The 26,469-nt window shown below is 41.8% G+C and carries 23 protein-coding genes and 2 riboswitches; of the genes, 14 read left to right on the top strand and 9 right to left on the bottom strand.

Annotation, left to right across the window (positions count from 1 at the left end; all coding sequences use genetic code 11):
• Nucleotides 1-125 precede the first annotated feature (125 nt).
• Nucleotides 126-1,271 carry a glycine cleavage system aminomethyltransferase GcvT gene (gene gcvT / locus G561_RS0109255; RefSeq protein WP_028859305.1) on the bottom strand — a complete coding sequence of 382 codons (1,146 nt, stop codon included), beginning with the start codon at nucleotides 1,269-1,271 and terminating at the stop codon, nucleotides 126-128.
• Nucleotides 1,272-1,479: 208 nt separating this feature from the next.
• Nucleotides 1,480-1,590, bottom strand: a riboswitch (glycine riboswitch).
• 103 nt (nucleotides 1,591-1,693) lie between these two features.
• A riboswitch (glycine riboswitch) is annotated at nucleotides 1,694-1,795 on the bottom strand.
• A gap of 473 nt (nucleotides 1,796-2,268) precedes the next feature.
• Nucleotides 2,269-3,147, bottom strand: a complete 879-nt coding sequence (locus G561_RS0109245; RefSeq protein ID WP_028859304.1) for an IS982 family transposase — start codon at nucleotides 3,145-3,147, stop codon at nucleotides 2,269-2,271.
• Between the two features lie 140 nt (nucleotides 3,148-3,287).
• Between G561_RS0109245 and G561_RS0109240 the strand changes: the two genes are divergently transcribed.
• From G561_RS0109240 to G561_RS0109205, 7 genes are all read left to right on the top strand, one after another.
• A complete protein-coding gene (locus G561_RS0109240; RefSeq protein ID WP_028859303.1) occupies nucleotides 3,288-3,608 on the top strand; it encodes a YcgL domain-containing protein in 321 nt (106 codons plus the stop codon).
• 254 nt (nucleotides 3,609-3,862) lie between these two features.
• On the top strand, nucleotides 3,863-4,621 hold the full coding sequence (locus G561_RS14375) for a hypothetical protein (protein ID WP_227674058.1): 759 nt from the start codon (nucleotides 3,863-3,865) through the stop codon (nucleotides 4,619-4,621).
• Nucleotides 4,622-4,918: 297 nt separating this feature from the next.
• Nucleotides 4,919-5,794, top strand: a complete 876-nt coding sequence (locus G561_RS0109230) for an AAA family ATPase (protein WP_037032095.1) — start codon at nucleotides 4,919-4,921, stop codon at nucleotides 5,792-5,794.
• Nucleotides 5,795-5,894: 100 nt separating this feature from the next.
• Nucleotides 5,895-7,127 (top strand): vWA domain-containing protein, encoded by a 1,233-nt coding sequence (locus tag G561_RS0109225; protein ID WP_028859301.1) that lies wholly within the window; start codon nucleotides 5,895-5,897, stop codon nucleotides 7,125-7,127.
• A gap of 13 nt (nucleotides 7,128-7,140) precedes the next feature.
• On the top strand, nucleotides 7,141-7,662 hold the full coding sequence (locus G561_RS0109220; RefSeq protein ID WP_051584477.1) for a septum formation family protein: 522 nt from the start codon (nucleotides 7,141-7,143) through the stop codon (nucleotides 7,660-7,662).
• A 303-nt stretch (nucleotides 7,663-7,965) separates the two neighbouring features.
• Nucleotides 7,966-9,105 carry a carboxynorspermidine decarboxylase gene (nspC, locus tag G561_RS0109215; RefSeq protein ID WP_028859299.1) on the top strand — a complete coding sequence of 380 codons (1,140 nt, stop codon included), beginning with the start codon at nucleotides 7,966-7,968 and terminating at the stop codon, nucleotides 9,103-9,105.
• Nucleotides 9,106-9,590: 485 nt separating this feature from the next.
• Nucleotides 9,591-10,859, top strand: a complete 1,269-nt coding sequence (locus G561_RS0109205) for a saccharopine dehydrogenase family protein (protein WP_028859298.1) — start codon at nucleotides 9,591-9,593, stop codon at nucleotides 10,857-10,859.
• A gap of 84 nt (nucleotides 10,860-10,943) precedes the next feature.
• On the opposite strand, the gene G561_RS15200 is transcribed toward G561_RS0109205, so the two are convergent.
• Nucleotides 10,944-11,297: a YajG family lipoprotein gene (locus tag G561_RS15200; protein WP_037032094.1), complete on the bottom strand. Its 354-nt coding sequence runs from the start codon at nucleotides 11,295-11,297 to the stop codon at nucleotides 10,944-10,946.
• 401 nt (nucleotides 11,298-11,698) lie between these two features.
• Between G561_RS15200 and G561_RS0109195 the strand changes: the two genes are divergently transcribed.
• Nucleotides 11,699-12,235, top strand: coding sequence for a DUF302 domain-containing protein (locus G561_RS0109195; RefSeq protein ID WP_028859296.1), 537 nt, complete (start codon nucleotides 11,699-11,701; stop codon nucleotides 12,233-12,235).
• Nucleotides 12,236-12,415: 180 nt separating this feature from the next.
• On the opposite strand, the gene G561_RS0109190 is transcribed toward G561_RS0109195, so the two are convergent.
• The 5 genes from G561_RS0109190 to metG all read right to left on the bottom strand — a co-directional run bounded on the left by G561_RS0109190 (nucleotide 12,416) and on the right by metG (nucleotide 18,947).
• The gene (locus G561_RS0109190) at nucleotides 12,416-13,210 is read right to left on the bottom strand and encodes an ABC transporter ATP-binding protein (RefSeq protein ID WP_028859295.1); all 795 of its coding nucleotides are present in this window, start codon (nucleotides 13,208-13,210) and stop codon (nucleotides 12,416-12,418) included.
• A gap of 53 nt (nucleotides 13,211-13,263) precedes the next feature.
• Entirely contained in the window at nucleotides 13,264-14,160 is an 897-nt protein-coding gene (locus G561_RS0109185; protein WP_028859294.1) for an ABC transporter permease, read from the bottom strand.
• Between the two features lie 296 nt (nucleotides 14,161-14,456).
• Nucleotides 14,457-15,485, bottom strand: a complete 1,029-nt coding sequence (locus G561_RS0109180; protein ID WP_028859293.1) for an ABC transporter substrate-binding protein — start codon at nucleotides 15,483-15,485, stop codon at nucleotides 14,457-14,459.
• Nucleotides 15,486-15,554: 69 nt separating this feature from the next.
• A complete protein-coding gene (locus G561_RS0109175) occupies nucleotides 15,555-16,571 on the bottom strand; it encodes an ABC transporter substrate-binding protein (RefSeq protein ID WP_028859292.1) in 1,017 nt (338 codons plus the stop codon).
• Between the two features lie 282 nt (nucleotides 16,572-16,853).
• The gene (metG, locus tag G561_RS0109170; protein ID WP_028859291.1) at nucleotides 16,854-18,947 is read right to left on the bottom strand and encodes a methionine--tRNA ligase; all 2,094 of its coding nucleotides are present in this window, start codon (nucleotides 18,945-18,947) and stop codon (nucleotides 16,854-16,856) included.
• Nucleotides 18,948-19,500: 553 nt separating this feature from the next.
• On the opposite strand from metG, the gene G561_RS0109165 reads away from it, so the two are divergent.
• From G561_RS0109165 to dcd, 6 genes are all read left to right on the top strand, one after another.
• The gene (locus G561_RS0109165) at nucleotides 19,501-20,202 is read left to right on the top strand and encodes a CoA transferase subunit A (protein WP_028859290.1); all 702 of its coding nucleotides are present in this window, start codon (nucleotides 19,501-19,503) and stop codon (nucleotides 20,200-20,202) included.
• Between the two features lie 74 nt (nucleotides 20,203-20,276).
• Nucleotides 20,277-20,906, top strand: coding sequence for a CoA transferase subunit B (locus G561_RS0109160; protein WP_028859289.1), 630 nt, complete (start codon nucleotides 20,277-20,279; stop codon nucleotides 20,904-20,906).
• Between the two features lie 387 nt (nucleotides 20,907-21,293).
• Nucleotides 21,294-22,631: a magnesium transporter gene (mgtE, locus tag G561_RS0109155; RefSeq protein ID WP_028859288.1), complete on the top strand. Its 1,338-nt coding sequence runs from the start codon at nucleotides 21,294-21,296 to the stop codon at nucleotides 22,629-22,631.
• A 285-nt stretch (nucleotides 22,632-22,916) separates the two neighbouring features.
• Nucleotides 22,917-24,167: an iron-sulfur cluster carrier protein ApbC gene (gene apbC, locus G561_RS0109150; protein WP_028859287.1), complete on the top strand. Its 1,251-nt coding sequence runs from the start codon at nucleotides 22,917-22,919 to the stop codon at nucleotides 24,165-24,167.
• Nucleotides 24,167-25,267, top strand: a complete 1,101-nt coding sequence (locus tag G561_RS0109145) for a DUF2804 domain-containing protein (protein WP_028859286.1) — start codon at nucleotides 24,167-24,169, stop codon at nucleotides 25,265-25,267. Before apbC ends, G561_RS0109145 begins: the two co-directional genes overlap by 1 nt.
• Before the next feature lie 268 nt (nucleotides 25,268-25,535).
• Nucleotides 25,536-26,111 carry a dCTP deaminase gene (gene dcd / locus G561_RS0109140; RefSeq protein ID WP_028859285.1) on the top strand — a complete coding sequence of 192 codons (576 nt, stop codon included), beginning with the start codon at nucleotides 25,536-25,538 and terminating at the stop codon, nucleotides 26,109-26,111.
• A 30-nt stretch (nucleotides 26,112-26,141) separates the two neighbouring features.
• Here dcd and G561_RS0109135 read toward each other — a convergent pair.
• The coding region (locus G561_RS0109135; RefSeq protein ID WP_028859284.1) for a transposase at nucleotides 26,142-26,469 on the bottom strand (328 nt) is incomplete at its 5' end.

Below are 26,469 nucleotides of genomic sequence, written 5' to 3'. Positions count from 1 at the left end.
CTATAGCAAAGTATGGGGTGGTTTTTTAGTGTAAATAACCAGATCTGTCCTGTAACAAACCACCCTATAATGACTGCTATAAATGGCACTATAATGAAAGGCCAGTGTCAGCTAATGACGGAGTATTAGTCAAACTGCTTTTCGCCATTACGTACGAAAGGTAGCTTTAATACACGGACATCGACGAATTTACCTTTACCGCGCAAGTCTACTTGTACAGTGTCTTCATCAGTCACTGATTCTGGAATACGAGCGATGGCAATTGACTGCTTTAGGCTCGGCGAGAAAGTGCCACTGGTGATAATACCGGTAGTTTCTTGATCTGTGCCTTGATTGATAGTGACGGTCATGCCTTCACGCAGTACACCGCGGGTCTCTAATAATAGGCCCACTTGTTTCATTGAGCTGCCATCTTCTTTGGCTTGTTTGCGCTTAGCGGTTAAGGCTTCACGGCCAACGAAATCACGGTCATCTTTAAGCGCTAAAGTCCAGCCCATGTTGCACTCGTAAGGACTGGTGGTTTCATCCATATCGTGACCATATAGGTTCATACCGGCTTCCATACGCAAGGTATCGCGAGCGCCTAGGCCTGCAGGCTTAATACCCTGATCTAACATTAGCTGATAAAATTCTGCAGCACTATCACCGGGTAGGATAACCTCAACGCCGTCTTCACCGGTATAACCGGTACGGGCCACAAACCAGTCGGCCGCTTCAGTATCTGCTAAGTCGGCACCAACGAAAGGCTTAAGACCATCTAAGATATCAGACCAGCTTGGTTTGGCCTGCTTAAGCTTAGCCACCGCATTTGGTCCCTGAATGGCCAAAATAGCCAACTCAGGACGCTCGGTCAATGTAACCTCAAAGCCCTCAGCTACTTTGTTAAATTGAGCCAAATCTTTATCGCGAGTAGCAGCGTTTGAGATGATGCGGTACTGAGTCTCTGCTTCATTCATTAAATAAACGATTAAGTCATCAATAATACCGCCCTCAGCATTTAGCATGCCTGAATATAGAGCTTTACCTACGTTTTTGAGCTTAGCAACATCGTTGGCCAACAGCTTTTGTAACCAAGCTTTAGCTTCAGCGCCTTCAACATCGGTAATGACCATGTGCGACACATCAAACATACCAGCATCGGTACGCACCGCTTCGTGTTCATCAATTTGAGAGCCATAATGAATAGGCAACTCCCAGCCGGAGAAATCTACAATTTTACCGTTATTGTCCACATGTGACTGATAAAGAGGAGTACGTTGTAAAGTGGTCATGACAAATCCTTATGGTTAGTAAAAACAATTAACAAATTAGATGAGCTACTACTGTATCGTAAACGATTTACAGCAAAAATATTCAATTCAAAACAAGCTTAACTGTATTTGGTAAGCCAAGTGCAAAAAAGGGCATAAAAAAAGGCAAATAAGTCAACGAGTCAAATCCCTTATCAGTTAGTACCGATAAAGAGTCTCGAATTACTTATTTGCCCTATCTGTCCTTGTTACCTGAGATTTTCGATAGTGGCTTATCACCGCTATCTTTTCCCCTTCGGTGGGTACTTAATGCTAAGTACCACTCTCCAGATTTGTCATTGCTGTCCTAGCTTAGCTGTACTAAATATAAATTTGTAGTATATAAAGGCTAAGGCACAGACCCATCCCTACATGTACTTGATACTCTAGCATGTGGCGGGTGAATGAGTTATTCAGTCCGGTTACCTGAGCGATTGGCAGGGTGCTTACGCCTTCGGTGGCAGTCAAGTTTAATAACCAAGTGGGGGATCTACTGACTATTGCATCAATTAGCGTATCAATTATCAAGTCAATTGATACCATGTCAGCACCGCTGTTTATCTATGGTCAAAAAGCTACTGCGCTCTCCTGAAAAACGTCCTTATTATGAAAGGTGCGAACCTATTTTACAAGTCACAAATTCCAAGTAGTGCGCTATCCTTGATAAAACCATGCCAAAAACAGAGTTTGCGCTACCAAATAAAAGCGGCTGGCAGGCAGTTATCCGTGCTAATTTCAAATTTAGCCTAAGCAAATAAAATAAAACTAGATTTATGTTTCGTCATACATTGAGTTTGATAGCACATTGTTAGTACATTGGTTATCATAAGCATCTTTCATTGATATCCTACGGTATTATATAGCCCTATGTTATTTATATAAGCCCAAGCTATATAGGCCAATGTTATGCCTGAGCTATATAACCTGAGCCAGCCTCCCAAAGCGGGGCTAACTAGGAACTCATATATAAACTCCACTCTCAACACTTTAATAGTAAATCAAACTGCAAAGGTGGGTTACCAAGTTGTTTATTTATTAAAAAACAGAAGTTATGAGCCAGTATCTTACGAGTAAGACGATGGGACAAATGCCACCAATCCCGAGCTCTAACCTTCTGAATATTAAAGTTCTCAGTTAACTGACTGATGACTGTTTCAATATTACGCCGACAACGCATCAATCGGTTAACAGCAGACTTAGGTCTATCATCTTTCATATTACTTCTAAACGGCGTTTGAAAATCAATGCCGATAGACGCAAAGTACTGCTTTAGTTTAGGTCGAATATACCCTTTATCTGCTCCTAATAAGCCTTGAACGTTATGCGTAATCTCTGGTGCAACATCACGCTCATCAATAGATGCCGATGCAAAGGTAAACCCTTTGATCATACCAGATAAGTTGATTAGCAAATGACCTGCAAAGCCATAGTATTTCTCTTGTTTTGATGCACAGTAACTAAAAGAGGCATCTGCTTTAAAGGTTTTATGTCTGTAAGCGCGAGCATACTTGCATACAGGTATCGGAAAACCATCAATAAAATGGATGTTGTCTTCTTGAGTTTGCGCAACTTGCTGGTGTATATACTGTTTTACAAAACACAGGTTAGCACATTGTTTAGCAAAGTTAGGGTAAGAGCCAAGGTTTGGAAACCAAGACAGCCAGTGGTTTTTAAAATATTGCCAGATTTGTTTGTCTTGATCCATGCCTAGAAACTCACCGACAAGCTCCATGCAAATAATCTCGGTGTCGCTTAGTTTAGGAGCATAACCTCCTCTTCTTAAAGGCTTTTGAACGACTAAGTTGTAATATTGTTCTACCATTAGATAGATATTAATGATAAATTCGTCAAGTGGCATCTCATTGTCCTTTAGTCTTCTTGGTCGAAAACTTGTAGGATGGTGAGGTGCCCTTATTTTTTCAAGTCCCTAAAAGTGTTGAGAGTGGGGTATATAAATAAATTCATACACAACTAAAAAACAGCAAAAGGTAACCTGCAATGCATTGTGATATTTACAAATTCCCTAAACACAGCGAAATGTACGTATATATAGCAAGACCTGACTATCCCGATGACACTGATGAGATTAAGGATTGGCTAGGCGTATTGCCCAAAGATTTGCGTAAAAGTTTAGGGGAAGCTAAGTTTTTGATGCATCTGGATTTGGCAGAGACCAAAAAACTAGCTCGTGTTGATAAAAATGAAGTAATAGAAAAGCTAAACTCGCAAGGCTACTTTGTGCAAACCCCACCATCAGACGTTTTATTAGCTCAAGCGCAGGCTCGTATGAAAGATGCACAGGATAAGCGTTACGATTAATTGTCGAAATTTAGCTTTTTCAATTATTGTAGAAAACATTTAAAATAGATCTTAGCCGCTTACTATAAACATTGAGGGCTACGATAAAGAGGGGACGGTTGGCTCCTATTGCCAGCTCCGGTTTGGTTTATTATTAACCAAGTCGTGGTAGAATATGCCAACTTAAGCACGACCTATTACTGCTTGCTAATTGCCAAAAAAATTACAGCAGTAAGTTTAATTTAACTTTAATTGACTAGTAGACTGAGCATTGCATGGAATGGTTACGCAATATTGTTATTAATTTGCCGCTGGATGAAATCAGCGATTCAGTGAGCCGACTGACAATTTGGTGGAGTAACTTAGTGGCTGATGTGCCAGCAGATATGTTGCCAATATATGCCTATGTCGGATTCTCTGTCATTGTCCTTTTATTATGGTTATTTATCGTTAGGATTCTGCCCAGTCCGTTAGGTGGCATGAGCTGGCTAGCTTTATTCTCCATTTTATTGGCACCAGGCTCTGCTGCAGGTAATACTGGTGAAGTAGCTCCTGCCAGCATTGGCGTGGTCTACGGTATCTTAATGAAAGATCCGGGACTGGCACTGCGTAGTTTACTGCCCATCTTAGTGGTATTCGCTGTAGGATTAGTCCTGGGCTTTATTTGGCAAATGATTAGAAACATCATCGAAAAAAGCGCTGATGAGTCCCGTCAACAAGCTTTGATGGATGAAAAAGCGAATATGCAGTTGGCCTCAGCCAATTATGTTGAGCTGGTTCAAGGGGAGGCAGAAGTCGCTAGTGAGCCTAAGCTAACCAAGCAAAAACGTGAAGCAGCTGTGCAAAAGCAACAAATGCCAGTACAAAAGCGCGAAGTACCTGTACAGAAACGAGAAGTGCCAGTGGCTAAAGAGGTGACAACAGAAAACTCGTTACAAGCTAGCTCTGATACCCGATTAGATAAAAATAAAATAGACAATGACTCAACAAAGCCTTCTGCTGCCGCTTCTACGCTTGATAAAAAAGACATTTAGTAGGTTTTAGTGATTTTATATTGTCTAAATTTATCAACATAGAGGTCAGCAGTAGATACTGTTGGCCTCTAAAATTTATAACTCTCTCTTCTTCCTGCTCTCAAAAACAAAACCTGAACAAAGCTTGGACAAAACCTATCAGCTACGTAATAAAGTCATGTTATAAAAGTAGTTTGATATTTGTTCAGCTATCTAATATGTTAATAGCACAATTAGATAAATTACTTATCAAGCAAACTTCTGCTTACTGCCTATTTAACCCCTCCATACACAATAAATTTAACGAGACATATAGTTATGACGCAGTCCAATAATGATGCTCAGAATTTGAATAAACAATTTACCGGTACCCAAAGTTATATTGCTACTGATGACCTACAGTTAGCGGTTAATGCCGCCATTACTTTGCAAAAGCCATTACTTATTAAAGGCGAGCCTGGAACTGGTAAAACCTTGCTTGCAGAAGAAGTAGCTCAGAGCTTGGGCATGCCATTGATTACTTGGCATATTAAGTCCACTACCAAAGCTGAGCAGGGCTTGTACGAATACGATGCCGTATCGCGCCTGCGTGACTCACAATTGGGCGATGATAAAGTGTACGATATCAATAACTACATTAAGCCGGGTAAGTTGTGGGAAGCTTTTACCTCAGAGCAGCGCAGTGTGTTATTGATTGATGAAATTGACAAAGCCGATATCGAATTCCCAAACGACTTATTACATGAGCTGGATAAGATGTCGTTTTATGTTTATGAGACAGGCGAGACTATTACTGCAGATCAGCGTCCTGTGGTTATCATTACCTCAAACAATGAAAAAGAGCTGCCCGATGCTTTCTTGCGTCGCTGCTTCTTCCACTACATTGACTTCCCAGATGAGCAAACCATGCGTCAAATCGTCGATGTCCATTTCCCAAATATCCAAGAGAAATTAGTTAACGATGCGTTAGATATTTTCTACAAACTACGCAATCTGCAAGGTTTAAAGAAGCCGCCCTCAACGTCTGAGCTAGTCGATTGGTTAACTTTATTATTAGCGGATGATATGGCGCAGCAAGAGCTTGAGGAGAACTTACGCGGCGAGAAGTCGATCCCCCCTCTATATGGTGCCCTGCTAAAAAATGAAGCAGACATTACCTTGTTGCAGCGTTTTGCCAATATGATGCGTCGCTAGTTAACAGATAACTAAATAATCTGATGTTAATCAACGGTGATTTTGACCCAGCAATTGAACTTATCCTTCTGGGTCAGCCAAATCAAAAGGCTAGGCTGATATGTTTGTAAAACTGTTTTATACCTTGCGCACTTATGGGGTACCGGTGAGTACGCGTGAGCTGCTCGATTTAAATGCTGCGCTTGATAAGGGGTTGATGCGTCAGCCGCACCCTGACTTTCCTGAAGATAAAGATTTATGGTATTTCGCTAGCCGCGAGGATATGTATCGGCTGATTAAGCTGTGCATGGTCAAAGATGAGCGCCATTTTGATAAGTTTGACCGAGCGATGGCCGATTACTTCGACGGAGTAGATAGCTTAGACATCGATGAATTGATGGCGAAGCTAACTGACATCCCCAAAGAGTGGTTAGAGCTTAAGCTTGACCCCAAAAACTTAACCGAAGAGCAGCGCCGATTACTGAAGAAATACGGTTCGCTTGAGGAGCTGATGAAGGCGCTAGAGGAGCGTTTAAAAGAGCAAAAAGAGCGTCATCAAGGCGGCAGTAAATGGGTCGGTACTGGCGGTAGCTCTCCCTTTGGTGCCTATGGCGATCACCCTGAAGGGGTGCGTGTCGGCGGCGAATCACGCAAGCGTAGTGCAGTTAAAGTCTGGGAGCAGCGCAAATACCGTGACTTAGATGATGATAAGCAGCTAGGTACTCGCCAACTACAAATGGCGTTACGTAATCTGCGTCAATTTGCCCGTACCGGCAGTGCCGATGAGCTGGATATAAAAGAAACCATCAAGCGTACAGCACAAAAAGGGGTGCTTGATATTCACATGCAGCCTGAGCGTCGCAACCGAGTAAAGGTACTTATGTTATTCGATGTCGGTGGCAGTATGGACATTCACATCGAAGCGTTAGAGAAGCTTTTCTCCGCGGCCAAAAATGAATTTAAAACCTTAGAGTTCTATTATTTTCACAACTGTCTTTATGACTTTGTGTGGAAAAACAATCAGCGCCGTCATGCAGAGCGCACACCGACCATGGATCTTTTACAAAAGTATGGTCGTGAATACCGCGTTATTTTTGTCGGTGATGCTTCCATGTCGCCTTATGAGCTATTTTCAGTAGGCGGCAGTGTGGAATATATGAATGCTGAGCCGGGAGCTGTTTGGCTAAAAAGGGTGACTGATCATTTTGATAAAGTGGCTTGGTTGAACCCTGAAGATCCCGCTTATTGGAATTACACCCACACAATAGGCGAGATCAAAAAACTGATGGAGGGTCATATGTATCCTATGACTCTCCATGGCGTAGAAGAAATGACAGAATATTTGTCCAGATAATAAAGGAAATAAATTGATTAAGTTGAATACAGACAAGCATAAGCTATCTGTTATAGCCATTGTAGGCACGTTAATGATGGCCACTTTAAGCTCTGGATGTAGCCCAGCTGAAGAGGAAAGTAGCCAGTCTGTTTCGCAAGGCTATGATGAGGCGTTTGTGGGTATGTGCTTTAATGATGCCGGTCCTGAAGACACTCATATCGATGAGAGTTCAAATGCCGCCATTACCAACCTTGCTCTAGAACCCTTGTCGTGCCAAACCCCACATGATAATGAGGTTTATTATATCTATCCTTTGCCTGCCGAGGCTGAGACTAAGCTAGATACAGAAGCTTTCTTCGAGGATATGCTTGATATCTGTGAAGATGAGTTTGAAGACTATATTGGCAGCGACTATCGAGAGTCTTACTATGAAATGTCGGTTCTATTTCCCACTACTGAAAGCTGGAAGCTGGGACATAAGCAGGCGATCTGTTACGCATTTCATCCTGCAGCCAAAAAGCTAGACTTTGAATTAAAAGACATTGATAAATAGGATGGGTGAATAGGGAGCTTAGACCCTATTAAAAGTAATCACTGTTCATAAATTATTAACTAAATTATTCGCTAGACAGTTCACTAAATTTTTAGTTAAACCATTTGCTAAGTTGCGCCACTGTTCTTATAATTCGCTCCTTTTATAAGTTCAATGGCTTATGGCTACTGAAACTTGTGCTTAAACTGAGACTTAAAATCAGTTGCTTGAACTATTGTAATTGAGCAATGCTTACTATATAACTGTTGCCGTTTACTTCATATCAGCTACTTAATGTAGGACGCTCCTATGCAAAAACAACCTATGCTAAAAACCCCTTATTATCAAATCGATGTTGCTGCGCTTAAGCAAAACCTAGAAATTGTTAAACGCCTTTGTGACTTGTCAGGGGCAAAAGCTTTGTTGGCGCTTAAGTGCTTTGCCACGTGGGGGGTGTTTGATGAAATGAAGCCTTATTTACATGGCACCACCTCATCTTCATTAAATGAAGTACGCTTGGGTAAAGAAGAGTTTGGCGATGACAAAGAGACGCATGCTTATAGTGTCGCTTACAGCCAAGATGAGATTGATGAGGTATTAACTTATGCCGACAAAATCATCTTTAACTCATTTAATCAGCTGCATGCGTTCAAAGACAAGGCCAAAGCGCAAGGCATTCCTGTCGGTCTGCGAATTAATCCAAAGACCAGCAATTCCTCGTTTATCATTGCTGACCCAGCACGTCCTTTTAGCCGCTTAGGGGAGCACGATATCGACAAAATAAAACCAGTGCTTGATGACATTACTGGGGTTATGATTCACAATAATTGTGAAAACGACAGCTTCGAGGCTTTCAGTGCCAGCTTAGCTGATATTGAAGCTAAATTTGGTGAGATTTTTTATCAGCTTGAGTGGGTAAGCTTGGGTGGTGGAATTCACTTTATTGCCCCTGACTATCCGCTTGAAGCATTGGCCGAGCGCCTAAAAGCCTTTAGTGAAAAGTATGGGGTGCAAGTGTACTTAGAGCCAGGTGAAGCTTGTATTCATAATGCGGCTAAATTGGTGACGACTGTGCTAGACACGCTGCACAATGGCAAGCCTTTAGCTGTGGTGGATGCGTCGATTGAAGCGCATATGTTAGATCTTTTGATTTATCGCGAGACCGCCCCCTTAGTACAAATCAATGAGCAGCAGTGCCATATGACCTCCCAGCAGACCGATGACAGTACCATTATCTATGGTAAGTCGTGTTTGGCGGGTGACATCTTTGGTGAATATGCTCTAGATAAGCCACTAGCTATCGGCGATAAAGTAGCATTTGGTAATGCGGCGGGCTATACCATGGTCAAAAAGAACTGGTTTAATGGCGTGGCCATGCCTGCTATCGTGATTTGTAATGAGCAAGGTGAGCTAAAGGTTCAAAAAGCCTTTGGTTATGAAGACTTTAAAGCCAGCTTGTCTTAATACTTAAAAGCGGACAGTTAAACTGTGATAACTGTGATAACTGTGATAACTGTGATAACTGTGATAACTGGGCTGACTGTCCGTGATTAGAGCCTAATTCATTTGCTAATTGGGTTTTATTTTACCCAATCTATATTATCCATGGCATTATAGAAGGCAGTGGATAGGCTTTTTATAAAAAGCTTTTTATAAAAGCTTCTCATAAAAAAGATAAGTGGTAAGTGTTGGCGGCTAAAATCATCAAAAATAGCATAAATTGTGGTCGCATAAATATCAGTTTGACATTATAATGCTGCGTTTTTAGTGGCTAGGTTTTGCTGCGTTTTTTTGCCATTAACCACTAAAAAGTTGTGGTACTTTAAGACAGTTGTATAAACCATTTCGGGTGCGTGGGTTTTCCCAATTCTTCCTTTTTAACTCACGCACAACACTCACGGTGTCAATTCTATTTTGATTAAATTGACCCACTAAGGAGGATTTTCAGATTGACTACTAATGCTCAAACCCCTAAACGCAACGTCCTAATCATAGGTGCTGGTGGCGTAGCCCAAGTTGTGGCTCATAAATGTGCAATGAATAATGATGTGCTGGGTGAGTTACATATCGCCTCACGCACCATTGATAAGTGTGATGCCATTGCAGCAAGCGTTGAAGAAAAAGGCAGCTTTAAACAGCCAGCAGTGTTACATACGCACGCGGTTGATGCCATGGACTCTGAAGCTGTTGCTGAGCTAATCAAAGAGACAGGCACCCAGATCGTTATTAACGTGGGTTCTGCTTTCGTTAATATGACGGTACTAGAAGCTTGTATTAATACCGGTGCTGCTTATATCGATACGGCCATTCACGAAGATCCTCGTAAGATTTGTGAGACGCCGCCATGGTACGCAAACTATGAGTGGAAGCGTAAAGAGCGCTGTGCTGAAAACAATATCACTGCTATCTTAGGTGCAGGATTTGATCCAGGCGTAGTGAATGCTTATGCTCGTGTTGGCTATGACATGATGGATAAAGGCTCGGTCACGGATATTGATATTATTGATATCAACGCTGGTAGTCATGGTAAGTACTTCGCAACCAACTTTGACCCAGAGATTAACTTCCGTGAGTTTACCGGTACGGTTTACTCTTGGCAAAACAGCCAGTGGCAATCAAACAAAATGTTTGAAGTAAAACGTACTGATGATCTTCCCGTAGTGGGCGAGCAAAACAGTTATCTAAGTGGTCATGATGAAATCCACTCTTTATCTGCCAACTTAGATGTGCCAAACATCCGCTTCTGGATGGGCTTTGGTGATCATTACATCAACGTATTTACGGTACTAAAAAACCTAGGTCTATTGTCTGAGCAGCCTGTGGTTACTGCTGAGGGTCAAGAAGTTGTGCCTCTTAAAGTGGTAAAAGCAGTATTACCAGACCCAAGCTCATTGGCACCAAATTATACTGGTAAGACCTGTATTGGCGATAAAATCAAAGGTAAAATCAACGGCGTAGAGACAGAGATCTTTATCTACAACGTCTCTGATCATAAAGAAGCTTATAACGAAGTGGGCAGCCAAGGTATTTCTTATACTGCAGGTGTACCGCCAGTCGCTGCGGCGATGTTAGTCGCTACCGGTGAGTGGGACGTGGGCCATATGGCAAACGTTGAAGAGTTAGACGTTAAGCCATTCATTAACCTACTTAATGACATCGGTTTACCAACCCGTATCCAAGATGAAGAGGGTGACCGTCCTTTGCAGTTCGATATCTAAGCTTTTATAACTCTTAATTTATGACTAAAAAAAGAGCCTAACACTAAGTTAGGCTCTTTTTTATTGCCACTTGATGAACCGATGCTAATTGTACTCGGTACATTTAATATCTTTGTCTTGACAGAACATCTCATTGAACTGATTGAGACATTGTTTTTTTACATTTAAGCGGGCTTTGCCTCTATTGGTATTTTCGGCACGATACTGGCTGGTAAAGGCGCTGAGCGTACAAGCATAAATAGGCTTGTCTGCGTCATCTTCTTTGTTTTTATCCTTCTCGGCTTTCTCGTTTTTATCGGCTTTTATGTCAATGATAATAGGGACAGCAATAGGAACAGGCTGTGCAATAACCTCAACATCACCGGTGTTTGGTGAAACTGTACAGGCAGATAATAGGCTGGTTACAAGTGCAGTAGCAACAAGTAATGTTTTTTTCATTGAATAAGGCTCCAAATAAATCGCTAGGCAACTAGCTGGCAAGGTGGGGAGATAAGAAGGAAAATTAACAGAAGTGGGCAGGGTGAAAAATTTTTGTGCAATATACACATAACTAATTTTAAATTCAATAAAAAAATAAACTTATGTTGATGTTTGTCATTGTCATAAGGGGTAAATTAAAACAAAGGACTAGGTTATTGGTTATTGCTACACAACATGGCAAATAAATACTTTTACCCTATTGCATAGGCTCAATATCACAAGCACTTAACATTACAAATGCTGAACACAACGAGGAAGCAAATAGGTTATGTTGAAAGTAAGGTGGACTTAAAAATAGAGTATATAAACAATAAAATGTATATAAACCATAAAATTTAAAAAAGATAAAAGAGGGATTTATGAAAAAAGGATTATTGTTGTTTTGTTCTGGAGCGTTGGTTTCTTCAACTATGCTGTTAGCAGCCTGCCAAAGTACGGCGCTGTCTAGCAAATCAGCTCAATCAACAGCTACACAACCAAGTGAGAGTCAGTTACTGCAGCAAGATTCAGAGATGAAGAAAGTAACAACAGTCTCTAGTCATTATGACTTCGAAAAGACAGTAGAGCGCTTAAAACAAGCTATTGATAGCAAAGGCATGACCTTATTTGCAGAGATTGATCATAAGAAAGCTGCTAAAGAGGCTGGGCTGGACATGCAGCCAGCCACCGTACTGATTTTTGGTAATCCCAAAGCAGGCACTCCACTTATGAAGAAGGATCCGCTCTTTGCGTTACAGTTGCCATTAAAGGTATTGGTGACAGAAGTGGACAATCAAGTCGTGGTGAGCCTTAGTGATACCCGCGAATTAATCAGAGGCAGTGCTATTGAATACACTGATGTAGAAAACACCTTGGCTGGTGCAGAAAAACTGATTAGCAATACAGTGACAAAGTAGCCAGTGTATCAGAGGGCAGTGATAATATCGGTTAGATAAAATGCTTGAGATTAAGCCCTTGGTTTAGGTACCGCTCTACCACAAGTCTATTTTTAAGATGATTTTACGCTGATAATCATTAAAAAAGCCCACTTGTTAACAACTGGGCTTTTTGCATTCGCCAAGAAATATAATTGCTATCTAGCTTAAAATTAAGCTGTCATCTTCCACTTTCTCGCCACGAGTGGTTTCAAACATATCAAGCAAGTCATGTACGGTCATACCTTTACGCTTATCGCCTGCAACATCAAGTACCACTTGGCCTTGGTGTAACATTACTGTTCGATCACCATGAGTTAGGGCTTGCTGCATGGAGTGGGTTACCATCATAGTGGTCAGATTGTTATCAGTGACGATTTTATCGGTTAATTCTAATACGAAAGCGGCTGTTTTTGGGTCTAGTGCCGCGGTATGCTCATCAAGCAGTAAGATTTTAGAGGGTTGCAGTGAGGCCATTAATAGACTTACCGCTTGACGTTGACCGCCTGAAAGCAGTCCCATTCTATCGGTAAGACGGTTCTCTAATCCCAATTTCAGGATAGACAATTTCTCTTTGAACAGCTCACGGTTTTTATTATTTAGTGCAAAGCTTAGGCCTCGTTTACTGCCTCGTTTATAGGCTAAAGCAAGGTTTTCTTCAATGGTTAAGGCTTCACAGGTGCCGGCCATAGGGTCTTGGAAAACACGAGCTACCCAGTGTGCTCTTTGGTGAGCTGTCTTTTTGGTAACATCAATACCGTTTAATAAGATTGAGCCACTGTCTACACGAGTGGTGCCACTAATCGCATTCAAAAAAGTAGATTTACCCGCACCGTTGGTACCGATAACAGTCACAAACTCGCCTTCAGCAATATTTAAACTAATACCACGTAGAGCGGGGTTTTCGATTGGGGTGCCTCGGTTAAAAGTTAACCTAAGGTCATTGGCTTGCATCATAGGGCGATATCCTTATTGGTTCAGTGAAGCTAAAAGTAACAGTTGAGCAGCGGTTAAGTTCGACGACCTGATAACAGTTTTGACTTAATGGTTGGTAATTGTAGGGCAATTACAACCAATAAAGCGGTAATCAAGTTTAAGTCTTGTGAGCCAAAGCCGATGCTGCGTAGGGTGTTACTTGATAAAGCCACTTGAATAAATAGCTTATAAATTACCGCCCCTAAAATCACAGCGAAAGTAATTAACCAAATACGTTTGGCAGGAATGATGGTCTCACCAATAATAACCGCCGCCAAGCCAATAACGATGGTACCAATACCAATAGAGATATCTGCACCACCTTGGGTTTGCACAAACAGCGCACCTCCTAAGGCAACTAAGGCATTAGAGATTGCCATACCAATAATGGTCATCCAAGAGGTGTTAATACCCTGTGCTTGAGCCATGCGTAAGTTCGAGCCCGTCGCGCGCATCGATAGTCCTGCTTCGGTACTAAAAAATAAGTCCAGTGCTAATTTGGCAATCAACACCACTACGCCAATAATAACACAGCGCATCCAGTAGCCATTCTCATTGGTTACTAAGGTACTAAATACAGTCTCTTCACCCAGTAAAGGTAAGTTTGGGGCACCCATAATGCGTAAGTTTACGGAATACAAAGCCACCATGACCAAAATACTGGCCAATAGCTGCAAAATACCCAACTTTACATGTAAAAACGCAGTAACCATACCTGCTACCGCACCTGCCAACATGCCTAAGCCACAAGCAATCCAAGGGTCAATACCAGAAACAATAGAGATACCAGCAATAGCGCCACCCAACGGGAAACTTCCGTCAGCAGTTAAATCTGGAAAATCAAGAATTCGAAATGAGATAAGTACGCCTAGGGCCACTAAGGCATAAATAAGACCACTTTCAAGGGCACCAAAAAAAGCAATGAGAGACATAAGATATTTAGACACCGCTTTGAGTTTGACAGGCTGCTACACAACACAGTCTGGCAAAGTTTATTTAACAGATTAAGCAATCTGCACTTAGGGTAAACCAATGAGTATTATGATTGCGAAAACGAACAGCCGGTAGCATATCACCCACCAATATTAATTGACCATATCTTAGTATGCTTGATGTGGTCATAGAAAAATATTTATTTTAGCAAATATATTAAATTGCAAACAATATAAAAAGCACATGAGATTAACCATGTGCCTTTTATACGGCAAGTTCAAGTTAAATGATAACTTTAGTCTTGAACTTCTTTGGCTTTTGAAAGAAGATCTTGTGGTAGCTCAATTCCTTGTTCAGCTGCATGGCTCTTGCTGAGGAATAAGTCCAAAGATTCTGCTTTATAAACTGGGATAGTCCCTGGATTTTCGCCTTTTAGAATCTTAACCACAATCTTACCAGTCTCACGACCTAAGTCATGATAGTTTACGCCCAGTGCTGCAACTGCACCCCGTTCTACAGAGCCGGTATCAGAGGCAATTAAAGGTACTTTGCTTTCTTTTGCTACTTGATATAACGACTCATAAGCAGATACTACGTTATTGTCAGTAGAGCTATAGATAACATCAACTTTGTCAGCGATACTGCGCGCTGCCATAGCAATGTCATTACTCTTTTGTGCAGGTGCTGAATGGACAGTGATGCCCATTGGTTGTAACTTCTCTTCTAGATTTTTTAGCACAATAGTTGAGTTAACTTCACCTGGGCTGTAAACATAACCCACATTTTTTAGACTTGGGATAAGCTGTCTCATCAGCTCAATTTGTGGCTCATAAGGTAGGACGTCGGATGCGCCAGTGACGTTGGTGCCAGAACCTTCCCAGCTTTTTAGTAGCTTTGCCTCAACGGGATCTGTGACCGCAGAGAATACAATAGGAATTGAATTGGTAGCAGCAGCCACAGACTGCGCTGAAGGGGTGGCGATGGCCACGATGACATCTGGGTTATCTCCCACAAATTGCTTAGCAATCTGTCCCGCTGTAGCGGTATTACCTTGAGCGCTTTGGAAGTTAATCTCTAGATTTTTGCCTTCTTCATAACCTTCAGCGGCAAGCTCTTCGATGACACCTTGGCGAACCGCATCTAATGCAGGGTGCTCAACAATAGCGGTAATGGCTACTTTTTTTAATTCGGTGGCAGCAGGGGTATCTGCATTATTATCTGCTGCTGTAGCGTTATCGTTAGCAGGTTGATTACAGCCGGTTAAAACTGCTGCTGCAACGCCGCCCCACATTAGGGTTTTCATAAAGCGATTTTTATTATACATGGGTCAATCTCCTGGGGTGTTTTATACTCTTATAAATTTCCGTCTATAAGAGGTATGAGTTTACTGCTTTTATTTAGCCTCATTGCTTGGCTTGGTTTCATCCACATTAATGCCATCGGCTATAAGAGAAGAATCCAGAGTAACGCCTTGCTGCTTGGCATGTTTTGGACTGACATATAAAGTCAGCTTATTCATAACGTCAGGTTTAATATCAGTAATGGCCTCACCGTTTAATACTCGGTATACCATCTTGCCTGTGACACGGCCAAAGTCATAGTCGTTAACCCCTAATGCAGCAGTAGCTCCACGACGCACACTGAATTCATCTGAGGTAATCACTGGGATTTTCATCTCATTAGCTGCGCTTGCCATGGCTTCAAAGGCGCTAATGACGTTATTGTCTAAAGAGGTATAAATAACATCGGCACGGCCTTGTAAGCTGCGGGTTGCCATAGCCACATCGGTAGGGCGGTTGGCAGTTACTTCCAAGATTTTTAGCCCTCGTGCTGGAGCGGCTTCTTGTAGCTGTCTTAATACGGTAACTGAGTTGGCCTCACCTGGGCTATAAACATAGCCAATGGTCTTAGCATCAGGAACAATCTTTTGGATTAAATCTAAAGGCGGCTCAATAGGTAGTTGGCTCGATAGACCGGTAATATTAGCTTGAGTTGGGATGTTATTTTCATTAATTAATTTGGCCGCTAACGGATCTGAGATGGCGGTATAAATAATAGGAATAGTGGTTGTCGCTGCCGCAATAGTCTGTGCAGAAGGGGTGGAGATGGCAACGATAGCGTCTGGCATATCACCTGCAAATTGTTTAGCGATTTGTCCAGCGGTTGCGGTATTACCTTGCGCACTTTGGAAGTTAACCGTTAAGTTTTGACCTTCGACATAGTCGTTAGCCGCTAGCTCTTCAATAATACCGCGGCGTATCTCATCTAATGATGGGTGCTCAACGATTTGAGTGATTGCCACTGTCTTAGCTTCTTTGGTTGCCGCAGCGGCTTTATCAGTTTCTGCTGCCGGCTTATCAGTACAGCCACTTAATGCCGCTAAGCTAACCCCAAGCGTCACGGCCATCATACTGCGCCAAACAGTCTTACTTTTTACAGTTGAATTAACAAAAGAAGTTGGCTTGGCAGAGGAAAACAATGAGTGGGTATTTGACTGTTTTTGCATTTGATAATCCATTTAAGTTTAACAGTGTAAGTCTATATTACAATAATGTAACACAACTGAGAAATAAAAAAAGTGGTCAGTGACTACAAAGACCAATAAAAAAAGCCGATGTTAATAACATCGGCTTTTTAGCGAGTAATTGCAAGCTATTAATTAGTTTCAATAGTCTTTTATTACAGCTGGTTTTTAGGCCAACTTATCGCCTACTTGGCACTCATCCGGCAAAGTAATGACGACTAAGCCTGTTTTAGGGTCGCCAGAAGATAAAATCATACCTTCTGAAACCCCAAACTTCATCTTACGTGGTGCCAAGTTGGTCACACAGATGACTTTTTTATTGGCCAATTGCTCAGGCTCATAAAACTTACGAATGCCACTAAAGACATTAATTGGTTGGTCTTTACCGATATCTAGTGTGAACTGCAATAGCTTATCAGCACCTTCTACATAGTTACACTCAAGTACTTGAGCCACAGTCATCTCGACCTTCATGAAGTCATCAAACTCAATATAATCGCTTGCCGCAGTATCCGCTTTTTTATTTGAGGAAGATTTTTTGTCTGCAGCTTCAGGAACTGGTGCGGCTGCAGCTTGTAAATCTTGCTTAGAGTCTTCAATCATGGCATCAATCTGTGATTGTTCGATACGCTGCATTAGTGGCTTAAACTTATTGATTTTATGACCTAATAACAGCTCATGACGACTAGCAAAACTTAAGTCATTAATGTTTAAGAAGGCCTTAGCATTGTCAGTAAGCTCAGGTAATACCGGTGCTAGATACACCATCAGTTGACGGAAGATATTGATGGCCACACTACATACGTCTTGAACTTCTTGTTCACGGCCTTCTTCTTTGGCCATCGCCCAAGGTTTCTTGCTATCAATGTATTCGTTGGCTTTGTCCGCACACTGCATAATTAGGCGCATGGCTCGACTAAACTCACGGTTTTCATAAGCGGTTGCAATTTCTTCACCGGCACGAATAATCTCATTCAACAGCTCAGGCTCAGCGCAGTTTTCAGACAGCATACCGTCGTATTTCTTAACGATGAAGCCGGCACTGCGACTGGCGATATTGACTACTTTGCCGACCATATCAGAGTTTACTTTCTGTATGAAGTCAGCGAAGTCTAGGTTCATGTCCTCAACTTTATCTGAAAGCTTGGTGGCAAAATAATAACGCAGATACTCTGGGTGAAGGTGCTTAGCAAAGGTTTCAGCTTGAATGAATGTGCCGCGTGACTTACTCATTTTTTCACCGTTGACCATCAAGAAGCCGTGAGCGAATACGCCGGTAGGGGTGCGGTATTGAGCACCGGCCAACATAGCAGGCCAAAATAAAGCGTGGAAATAAACAATGTCTTTACCAATGAAATGATAAAGCTCAGTTTTATGTTGGTTTTCTTCTAGCCAATAGTCATCAAAGTTTAATGCTGGCTTAAGTGGGTCGGTAGAGTCTTTACGCTTTTTACATAAATTTTTGAAGCTCGCCATATAACCGATAGGCGCATCTAACCACACATAGAAGTATTTGTCAGGTTCATCCGCTGGAGTATCAGGAATCTTGAAACCAAAGTAGGGGGCATCACGAGAAATATCCCAGCTAGCTAGCCCGGCTTCAAACCACTCTTGCAACTTATTGACCACTGAAGGCTGTAGTCGACCTTTATCAGTAGTCCACTGCTGTAAGAACTGCTCAAACTCTGGCAAGTTAAAGAAGTAGTGCTTAGAGGTTTTTAGCACTGGCGTTGCTTTTGAAAGTGTTGAGTATGGATTTTTGAGTTCGGTAGCTTCATAGGTAGTACCACAAACCTCACAGTTATCACCATACTGATCTTGTGCAGCACACTCGGGGCATTCGCCTTTAACAAAACGGTCTGCTAAGAATAATTGCTTCTCTGGATCAAACAATTGCTCAACATCTTTGGTTGTAATATGACCTTCGCTATTTAAACGACGATAGATTAATTCTGAAAATTCTTTATTTTCTTCAGAATGAGTGGTGTGATAGTTGTCGTAGTTAATTAGAAATTTAGCAAAGTCTGCCTGATGCGAGCTTTTGACTTCTGAGATAAGCTGTTCTGGAGTAATGCCTTGTTGTTCTGCTTTAAGCATGATACTCGTACCATGTGCGTCATCGGCGCAAACATAAGTCACCTGATGACCTTGGGCTTTCATAGCGCGCACCCAGATATCAGTTTGAATATGTTCTAAAAGATGACCCAAGTGGATATTGCCATTGGCATAGGGAAGGGCACTGGTAACAAGAATTTGACGCACAAAATCACCTATAAAGTTTATTAATTTTTAAGAAGATTATCTGAATATAAAACGTGTGCCTATGATACCGCAAATGGCGTAAAAATGGGAATTAACCTCTGTTTAAATAGGTTGATTTAGAAAAAGTTAACTTAGGGATAAGGGGGTTATGAAGCTAAGTTAGCTGAAAGTAGCTAAAGAATTGTTAGAGTTAACTTGAGGGATTTTAAAAAACATAAGATTCAGCTAATATGAAGAGTTATAGCGAGTAATGTTTAAGGATTAAATATTTATTTTTAACAAGGATTTGTTATGTTTCAATTTCTCACCCCCGCCAGCGTACAGCTGGTCAATAGGTTTTTACCTTCCCCTTTTGTTTTCTCAATTAATTAGCGGCATTTTACCATTCCTTCTTCTCAATTGATGGAGGGATTAGGATGTTATGACCGGCATAAACACTTAATTTTGCTTTAGGTTTGAAACCAGTTAAACTGGGCTGGTTAACATCTGTACTTTTATTTCGAAAATTAGTACTAAGCTATATTCTTAAGTTGATTCAAACAGGGAGAGAATAATGAGTCAATCGAAACTTTATGAAAGCGCTGAGTCTGCTTTAAAGGACATTATCAAGGATGGGCAAACTTTGGCTATTGGCGGATTTGGACTGTGCGGTATTCCTGAAGCGCTTATCCTAGCCTTAAGGGACAGCGGGGCAAAAGAGCTGACCTGTATTAGTAATAATGCTGGGGTCGATGATTTTGGCTTAGGGCTGCTACTACAAACCCGACAAATCAAAAAAATGATCTCCTCTTATGTTGGCGAGAACAAAGAATTTGAGCGTCAATTCTTAGGGGGTGAGTTAGAGGTGGAGTTAACACCACAAGGCACTTTAGCAGAGAAGCTGCGTGCAGGGGGTGCAGGTATCCCAGCCTTTTATACGGCGACAGGTGTAGGCACCCAAGTGGCTGAGGGTAAAGAAACTCGTGAATTTGATGGTCGCACCTATATCTTAGAGAATTCACTCACCGCTGATGTGGCGTTAGTAAAGGCTCAGAAAGCGGATAAAGCGGGCAACCTTATATTTAATAAAACCGCACGTAACTTTAACCCAGACTGTGCTATGGCTGGCAAAATTACAGTGGCTGAAGTAGAAGAAATCGTTGAAATTGGTGAATTGGATGCTGATGAGATTCATCTACCAGGTATATTTGTACAGCGTTTGGTATTGAATAGCACTCCAGAAAAACGCATCGAAAAAATTACTGTAAAAAAATAAAGTCATAAAATTAAGGGTAATAGATAAGTAGCCCAATATTTTGTAAAAATAAAAAGTACACAAGGAGTATGAACATGGCATGGACTAGAGAGCAAATGGCTCAGCGCGCCGCTCAAGAATTAGAAGATGGTTTTTATGTGAATTTAGGAATTGGCTTACCAACAATGGTGGCAAACTATATTCCAGAGGGTGTGAACGTTTGGCTACAGTCAGAAAACGGCTTATTGGGTATTGGCGAATTTCCGACAGAAGATAACGTTGACCCAGACTTAATTAATGCCGGCAAGCAAACAGTAACTGCCAAGCCAGGTGCCAGCTTCTTTGGTAGCTCAGAATCCTTTGCAATGATTCGTGGTGGTCATGTAAACCTAGCTATTTTGGGGGCGATGGAAGTATCTGAACAGGGTGATTTAGCCAACTGGATGATTCCCGGAAAAATGGTAAAAGGGATGGGCGGCGCAATGGACTTAGTGGCTGGCGTGCAGCGAGTTATTGTGCTTATGGAGCAAATTAATAAGCACGGTGAGCCAAAAATATTGGCCGAGTGTCAGTTGCCGTTAACTGGCAAAAAAGTAGTGGACCGTATCATCACCGAGTTTGCAGTAATGGATGTGACTGACAATGGTCTTAAGTTGGTAGAGTTAGCAGATGGCGTAAGCTTTGAGGAGCTACAAAAGCATACTCCGGTCACCATTACTCAATAAAAAAAGTCGGCAGTTTAAATCTAGAAGTCGTTTTTTTAACAATCAGACCCTTGTTAAAAAAACGACAATCGCTTAGCATCTCCTTGAGTTATGTTTAAACCGTATTTACGGGCATCGAGCAGACACTATTGGATGCTTTTGATAACAGGCCAAACAACCCTATGAGCAGTTAAAAACTGGTGCCATTGCTAAACAAAACAAACTCTAAATTTATATATAAATGTTGTTATATGAATGACTTTTTGAAACTGCCACTTATTTCAACTGCCCTAATAAAGCTAGTATTTAGAGCCTAAATCAGGAGCCAATAAAATAACTATTGGCTCTTTTTTATTACTTATTTCTATGGTTACTTGCACAAAGACTGGGCTGCAAGGAGTACAAATTATGGATCATAAAGCGACTGCATTATTATTAAAAAATGCCATTGAAAATCAAGAATTTGACCAAGCCGTAGATCAATTGAAGGATTTGCGCCCGATCGACATTGCCGACATATTGGTTTTGTTAGATCCAGATATGTCGTGGAAATTACTAGAGAAGCTACCGGATAGGGCCACGGTCTTTTCTTATCTTGACCCAGAAGATCAAGTTGAGATGGCGTTCTTATTTCCGCGAGCCAGTCTTGCCAAATTAGTGGGCGAGATGCCATCGGATGAGCGAACCGACTTATATAAGCGTTTAGACCAAAATCAACGTGATGCTTTGTTACCGGCTTTGGCTCAGGCTGAGCGAGAAGATATTAGACGACTGTCTGCCTATGCTGAAAAAACAGCTGGGGCATTAATGACATCGGACTACGCTACCTTAAAGGCACAAATGACGGTAGCTGAAGCTTTGGCTGCTTTAAGATTAGAAGCCCCTGATGCTGAGACCATCTACCATGCTTATGTCATCGATGAACAGCGCAAGCTACAAGGGGTCGTCTCGTTAAGAACATTAATCTTAGCCTCACCCGATCAGTTGATTGGCGATATCATGCTGACCAAAGTTGTGGCAACCAATGTGCATGAAGACCAAGAAGATGTGGCAAAAACCATTGCCCGTTATGACTTAATTGCACTGCCTATTATTGACAATAACGGAGCGTTGGTCGGTATTGTGACCCACGATGACGCGATGGACGTAGCCAGTGATGAGGCCACAGACGACTTCCATAAGTCAGGGGGTGTTTCAACTTTGGTCGGCAGCTTCAAAGATACCAGCATTCGAATATTATATCGTAAACGTGTGTTTTGGCTGGTGTTTTTGGTATTTGGTAACCTAATTTCAGGCGTGGGGATTTCTCACTTTGAGGATGTAATTGCTGCTAACTTAGTACTGGTTTTCTTCCTACCTTTATTGGTAGATAGTGGCGGTAACGCCGGATCTCAGTCTGCAACCTTAATGGTACGTGCCCTAGCGACCGGGGAGGTGGTCATGCGTGACTGGTTCTCTTTATTAGGCCGTGAAGCTATGGTTGCATTATTGCTAGGTATCACCATGGCCGCGGCTATTTCGGTTATTGGTTATTTCCGCGGCGATGCGGTGGTAGCATTAGTACTCGCCTTGAGTATGATATCTGTGGTAATGATTGGCTGTGTGATTGGCATGAGCTTGCCGTTTGTACTAAACAAACTAGGCTTTGACCCTGCCAGCGCCAGCGCGCCTTTAATTACTTCGGTGTGTGATGCTTCAGGTGTCGCCATCTATCTGTTTATTGCCTCACAGTTTTTAACGCTGTAATCGCCAAAAATAACTAACAGTAGATAAGCAAGAATAGAGAGGTAAGCTTGCATTATCAGCCTAAAGAAAGGGATCATAGACAAGGCAATAGTCTTAAAGTTATTGTGGTTTTTTTCAGCGGTTAATTGAGCTAAACTGATTTGTTATATTAGAAGTTTGCTTGTTCGTAGGCTATAGATAGAAAGCTATATATTAAAGTGTAAGATATAAATAAACGCTACAACTTTGGTGTTAAGCTTAAACGTACTACAGTAGATAGCAGTGACAAGTTACTAAGGGGCAATAATGTTTGATTTTATAAAAAAAACGATTCAGAAAAATACCCTAAAAAATGAAGATTCTCAGCAAGCTACGCAGCTAGAAGCAGTGGCAAAAGAGGTAGTGGCTAATTATCCACAGGGCCGTGATAGAAACGAGTTAACTAAGTTTCAACATCATGGGGATACAGTGACTTTAGATTTACGCTTAGATGAAGAGGCAAATCCTGAAGAGGTGCAAAGACAGCTTGGGCTAAAGCTAAAGCCTCTTGGCATAGAAGAAGTTAACTTAAATATTGCCCTGCTACCCAAAGCCACTGGAGTCAATATCATGCCAGACAATAGTTCTATGCCTGTCAGCTCTACCAAAGGTAGCGCCAAGACTTTACCAAAAACTATTGATGCCGCTGCAAAACAGTCTACAGCAGCCGAGCCACCAATTACCAAACGTGCTCCAACTCAATCGAGTCTGCAGCCACATCCGCGTATTAAGCACATCTTAGTAGTGGCCTCAGGCAAAGGTGGTGTGGGTAAATCAACCACCACGGTCAATATTGCTTTGGCACTACAAAAGCTAGGTAATCGTGTTGGGGTGTTGGATGCGGATATCTACGGCCCATCTATGCCCAGTATGCTTGGGGTAGAAGGGGTAAAGCCTCAGCTAGAAAACGAGCAATTTGTGCCGGTAGAAGCCCATGGTTTAGCGATGTTATCTATTGGCAGTTTGCTTGATGGCGATAACACTCCTGTGGCTTGGCGTGGTCCTAAAGCTACCGGTGCGTTAATGCAACTGTTCAACCAAACCAACTGGCCGATGCTCGATTACCTAGTGATTGATATGCCACCGGGCACCGGTGATATTCAGTTGACATTGGCTCAGCGTATTCCAGTTACTGGTGCGGTTATTGTCACTACACCACAGCATATTGCATTGATGGATGCGCAAAAAGGTATCGAGATGTTCAATAAAACCAGCATTCCAGTGATAGGTGTGGTGGAGAATATGGCGCTACATACTTGTTCCAACTGTGGTCATACAGAAGCCATATTTGGGGCAGGCGGTGGAGAGTCAATTGCTAAAGAATATCAAGTGCCGTTGTTAGGTCAACTCCCCCTAGCCAGCGACATTCGAGCTCAAGCTGACAAAGGCGTGCCTAGTGTTATTGCTAATGAGGGACAGGGTGATGACTATGCACAGTTCTACCTTGATATCGCTACCAATATTGAAGTAAACATAGAAAGATTCGCTAAAAAACGTGATGATGGTCGTATATTCTAATGACAAATAAAAATGCTTATGACTTGCCCTCTATTGATAAACTCATAGAGCAAGGTCAACCTCAGTTTGGGGTGTTCTCCCAGGTAAATCAAATAAATTACTTGGATTATCATAGCCATTTAATTTCGCAAAAGCCTGTTGCTCAGTGGCGTAAGCAATTAAAAGCCAATCAATTTGCCTTTGTGCAGATAGTACATGGGCCTTACCGAATCTGCATGGCAGTTGCCACGATTAAGTTGGCGACGACGGCTTTTGCTTATATATATCATGAAGAAACTAAGCAGTTTGAGATAGTTGAGGCCTTACTGCCTTTAACTATCAATGCTCAGTTTAGTGGGGATCATCAAAACGGTGAGATGCTCTTTGAGCACGATAAGCTGACGCTAAAAATGAATTTTTCGCCAGAGTTTGTCAGTGTCAGACTAAATAGTAATGTATTTACTATAAACGCTGAATTACAGCGGGCACAGCAGCCCCTAGCCGTGTGCTCGCCATCAGGGAGACGAGGTTGGAGCTATACCCAAAAAGAACCTTTTGTTTCTACCTCTGGCGAGTTAATCCTACATAGCTTGTCCAAGCATTATCCTAAGACCAGTGACAGTAAAGAGGCTAACCACGCTCAGACTCGGTTTGAATTTGATGCCTTAACTGATGCCAATTTAGATTGGACTTTAGGTTTTATGCGTCATGAGACTAACTGGTTCTGGAGCTGTATTAATACTCAGCTTGAGGAGGGTCGGCAGTTTATGCTCAACCTATCTATGGGCGTTAATGAAACTGGGATCAGTGAGAATGCTTGCTGGCTGGACGGAGAAATTCATCACTTACCGCCAGTAATGTTTCGAAGAGACAGTCTAGAGGATAAAAAGAGCAATACTTGGAGCATCAGTCATCAAAATCTTGGCTGGAGCAAGGTTGATATTGAGTTGACCTTCACCCCAATCAAAGTCTATAAGAAAACCGACAACTATGCCTTAGTAGCCAGTATCTTTGAGCAGTGGATAGGCTATTACTCAGGTCACATTAGGCTTGCAAATGATGAGGTGATAGTTCTAGACCAAGTAATGGGACTGGCAGAAGATCATTTTGCCAAATGGTAAAGGGGGCATGTAGCCTCTTCAATTAAGATAAAACATCATAAAGTAAACATAAGCGGGTAGGGGTCGTTTACATTTTTAATGAGCAAATACTGCACAATATTAGCACAAAGTCATTAATGAGCGTAAAATAGCCCCACTTAATAGCCCGATTCGACCGCACAATCAGTAGTGCGGCTGTAAATAAAAAGTTGAATCTTATATAATTGAGCTTTTTTTATAATATCTTATTTAAATTAGTAGTTTTAAATCAATAGTTTGAGGGTGTAAAATGTCAATTAAATCTGACCGCTGGATTCGTAGAATGGCTGAAGAACATGGCATGATTGAGCCATATGAACCAGGCCAAGTCCGCTTTAATGACGCTGGCGATAAGCTGGTCAGTTATGGTACTTCTAGCTATGGCTATGATGTGCGCTGTGCCCGTGAGTTTAAGGTTTTTACCAATGTGCATTCGGCGATAGTAGATCCGAAAAACTTTGATGAAAACAGTTTTATCGATATCGTTGGTGATGAGTGTATCATTCCTCCCAACTCTTTTGCCTTAGCACGTACGGTAGAATACTTTAGAATTCCACGTGATGTTTTGACTATTTGCTTGGGTAAATCAACTTACGCTCGCTGTGGTATAATTGTCAACGTTACCCCACTTGAACCTGAGTGGGAAGGTCACGTTACTTTAGAATTTAGTAACACTACTACTTTACCAGCCCGTATTTATGCCGGTGAAGGGGTAGCACAAATGCTATTTTTCCAAAGTGATGCTGATGATGTTTGTGAAACCAGTTATAAAGACCGTGGGGGCAAATACCAAGGTCAGGTAGGGGTAACTCTACCTCGCACGTAGTCTTAAAAATTATTTAAGAACACCCCACTCTCAACACTTTATTAGCAATTCAAACTGAAGAGGCGGGTTACCAAGTTTTTTATTTAAAAGAAAACAGAAATTATGCGCCAGAATCTTACGCGTTAAACGATGAGACAAATGCCATAAATCTCTAGCACGTACTTTCTGTATATTAAAGCAGTCAGACAATTGACCAATAACAGTCTCAATATTACGTCGATAACGCATCAATCGATTAACATCAGACTTAGGTCTATTATCTGTCATATTGCGTCTTAGCGGTGTTTGCAAATCAATACCCTTTGATGCAAAGTGCTGTGTTAACTCAGGGCGGATATACCCTTTATCTGCACCTAAT

Source organism: Psychrobacter phenylpyruvicus DSM 7000 = NBRC 102152 (assembly GCF_000685805.1).
Lineage (GTDB): Bacteria > Pseudomonadota > Gammaproteobacteria > Pseudomonadales > Moraxellaceae > Psychrobacter > Psychrobacter phenylpyruvicus.
This window is presented reverse-complemented; position numbering and strand designations above follow the sequence as displayed.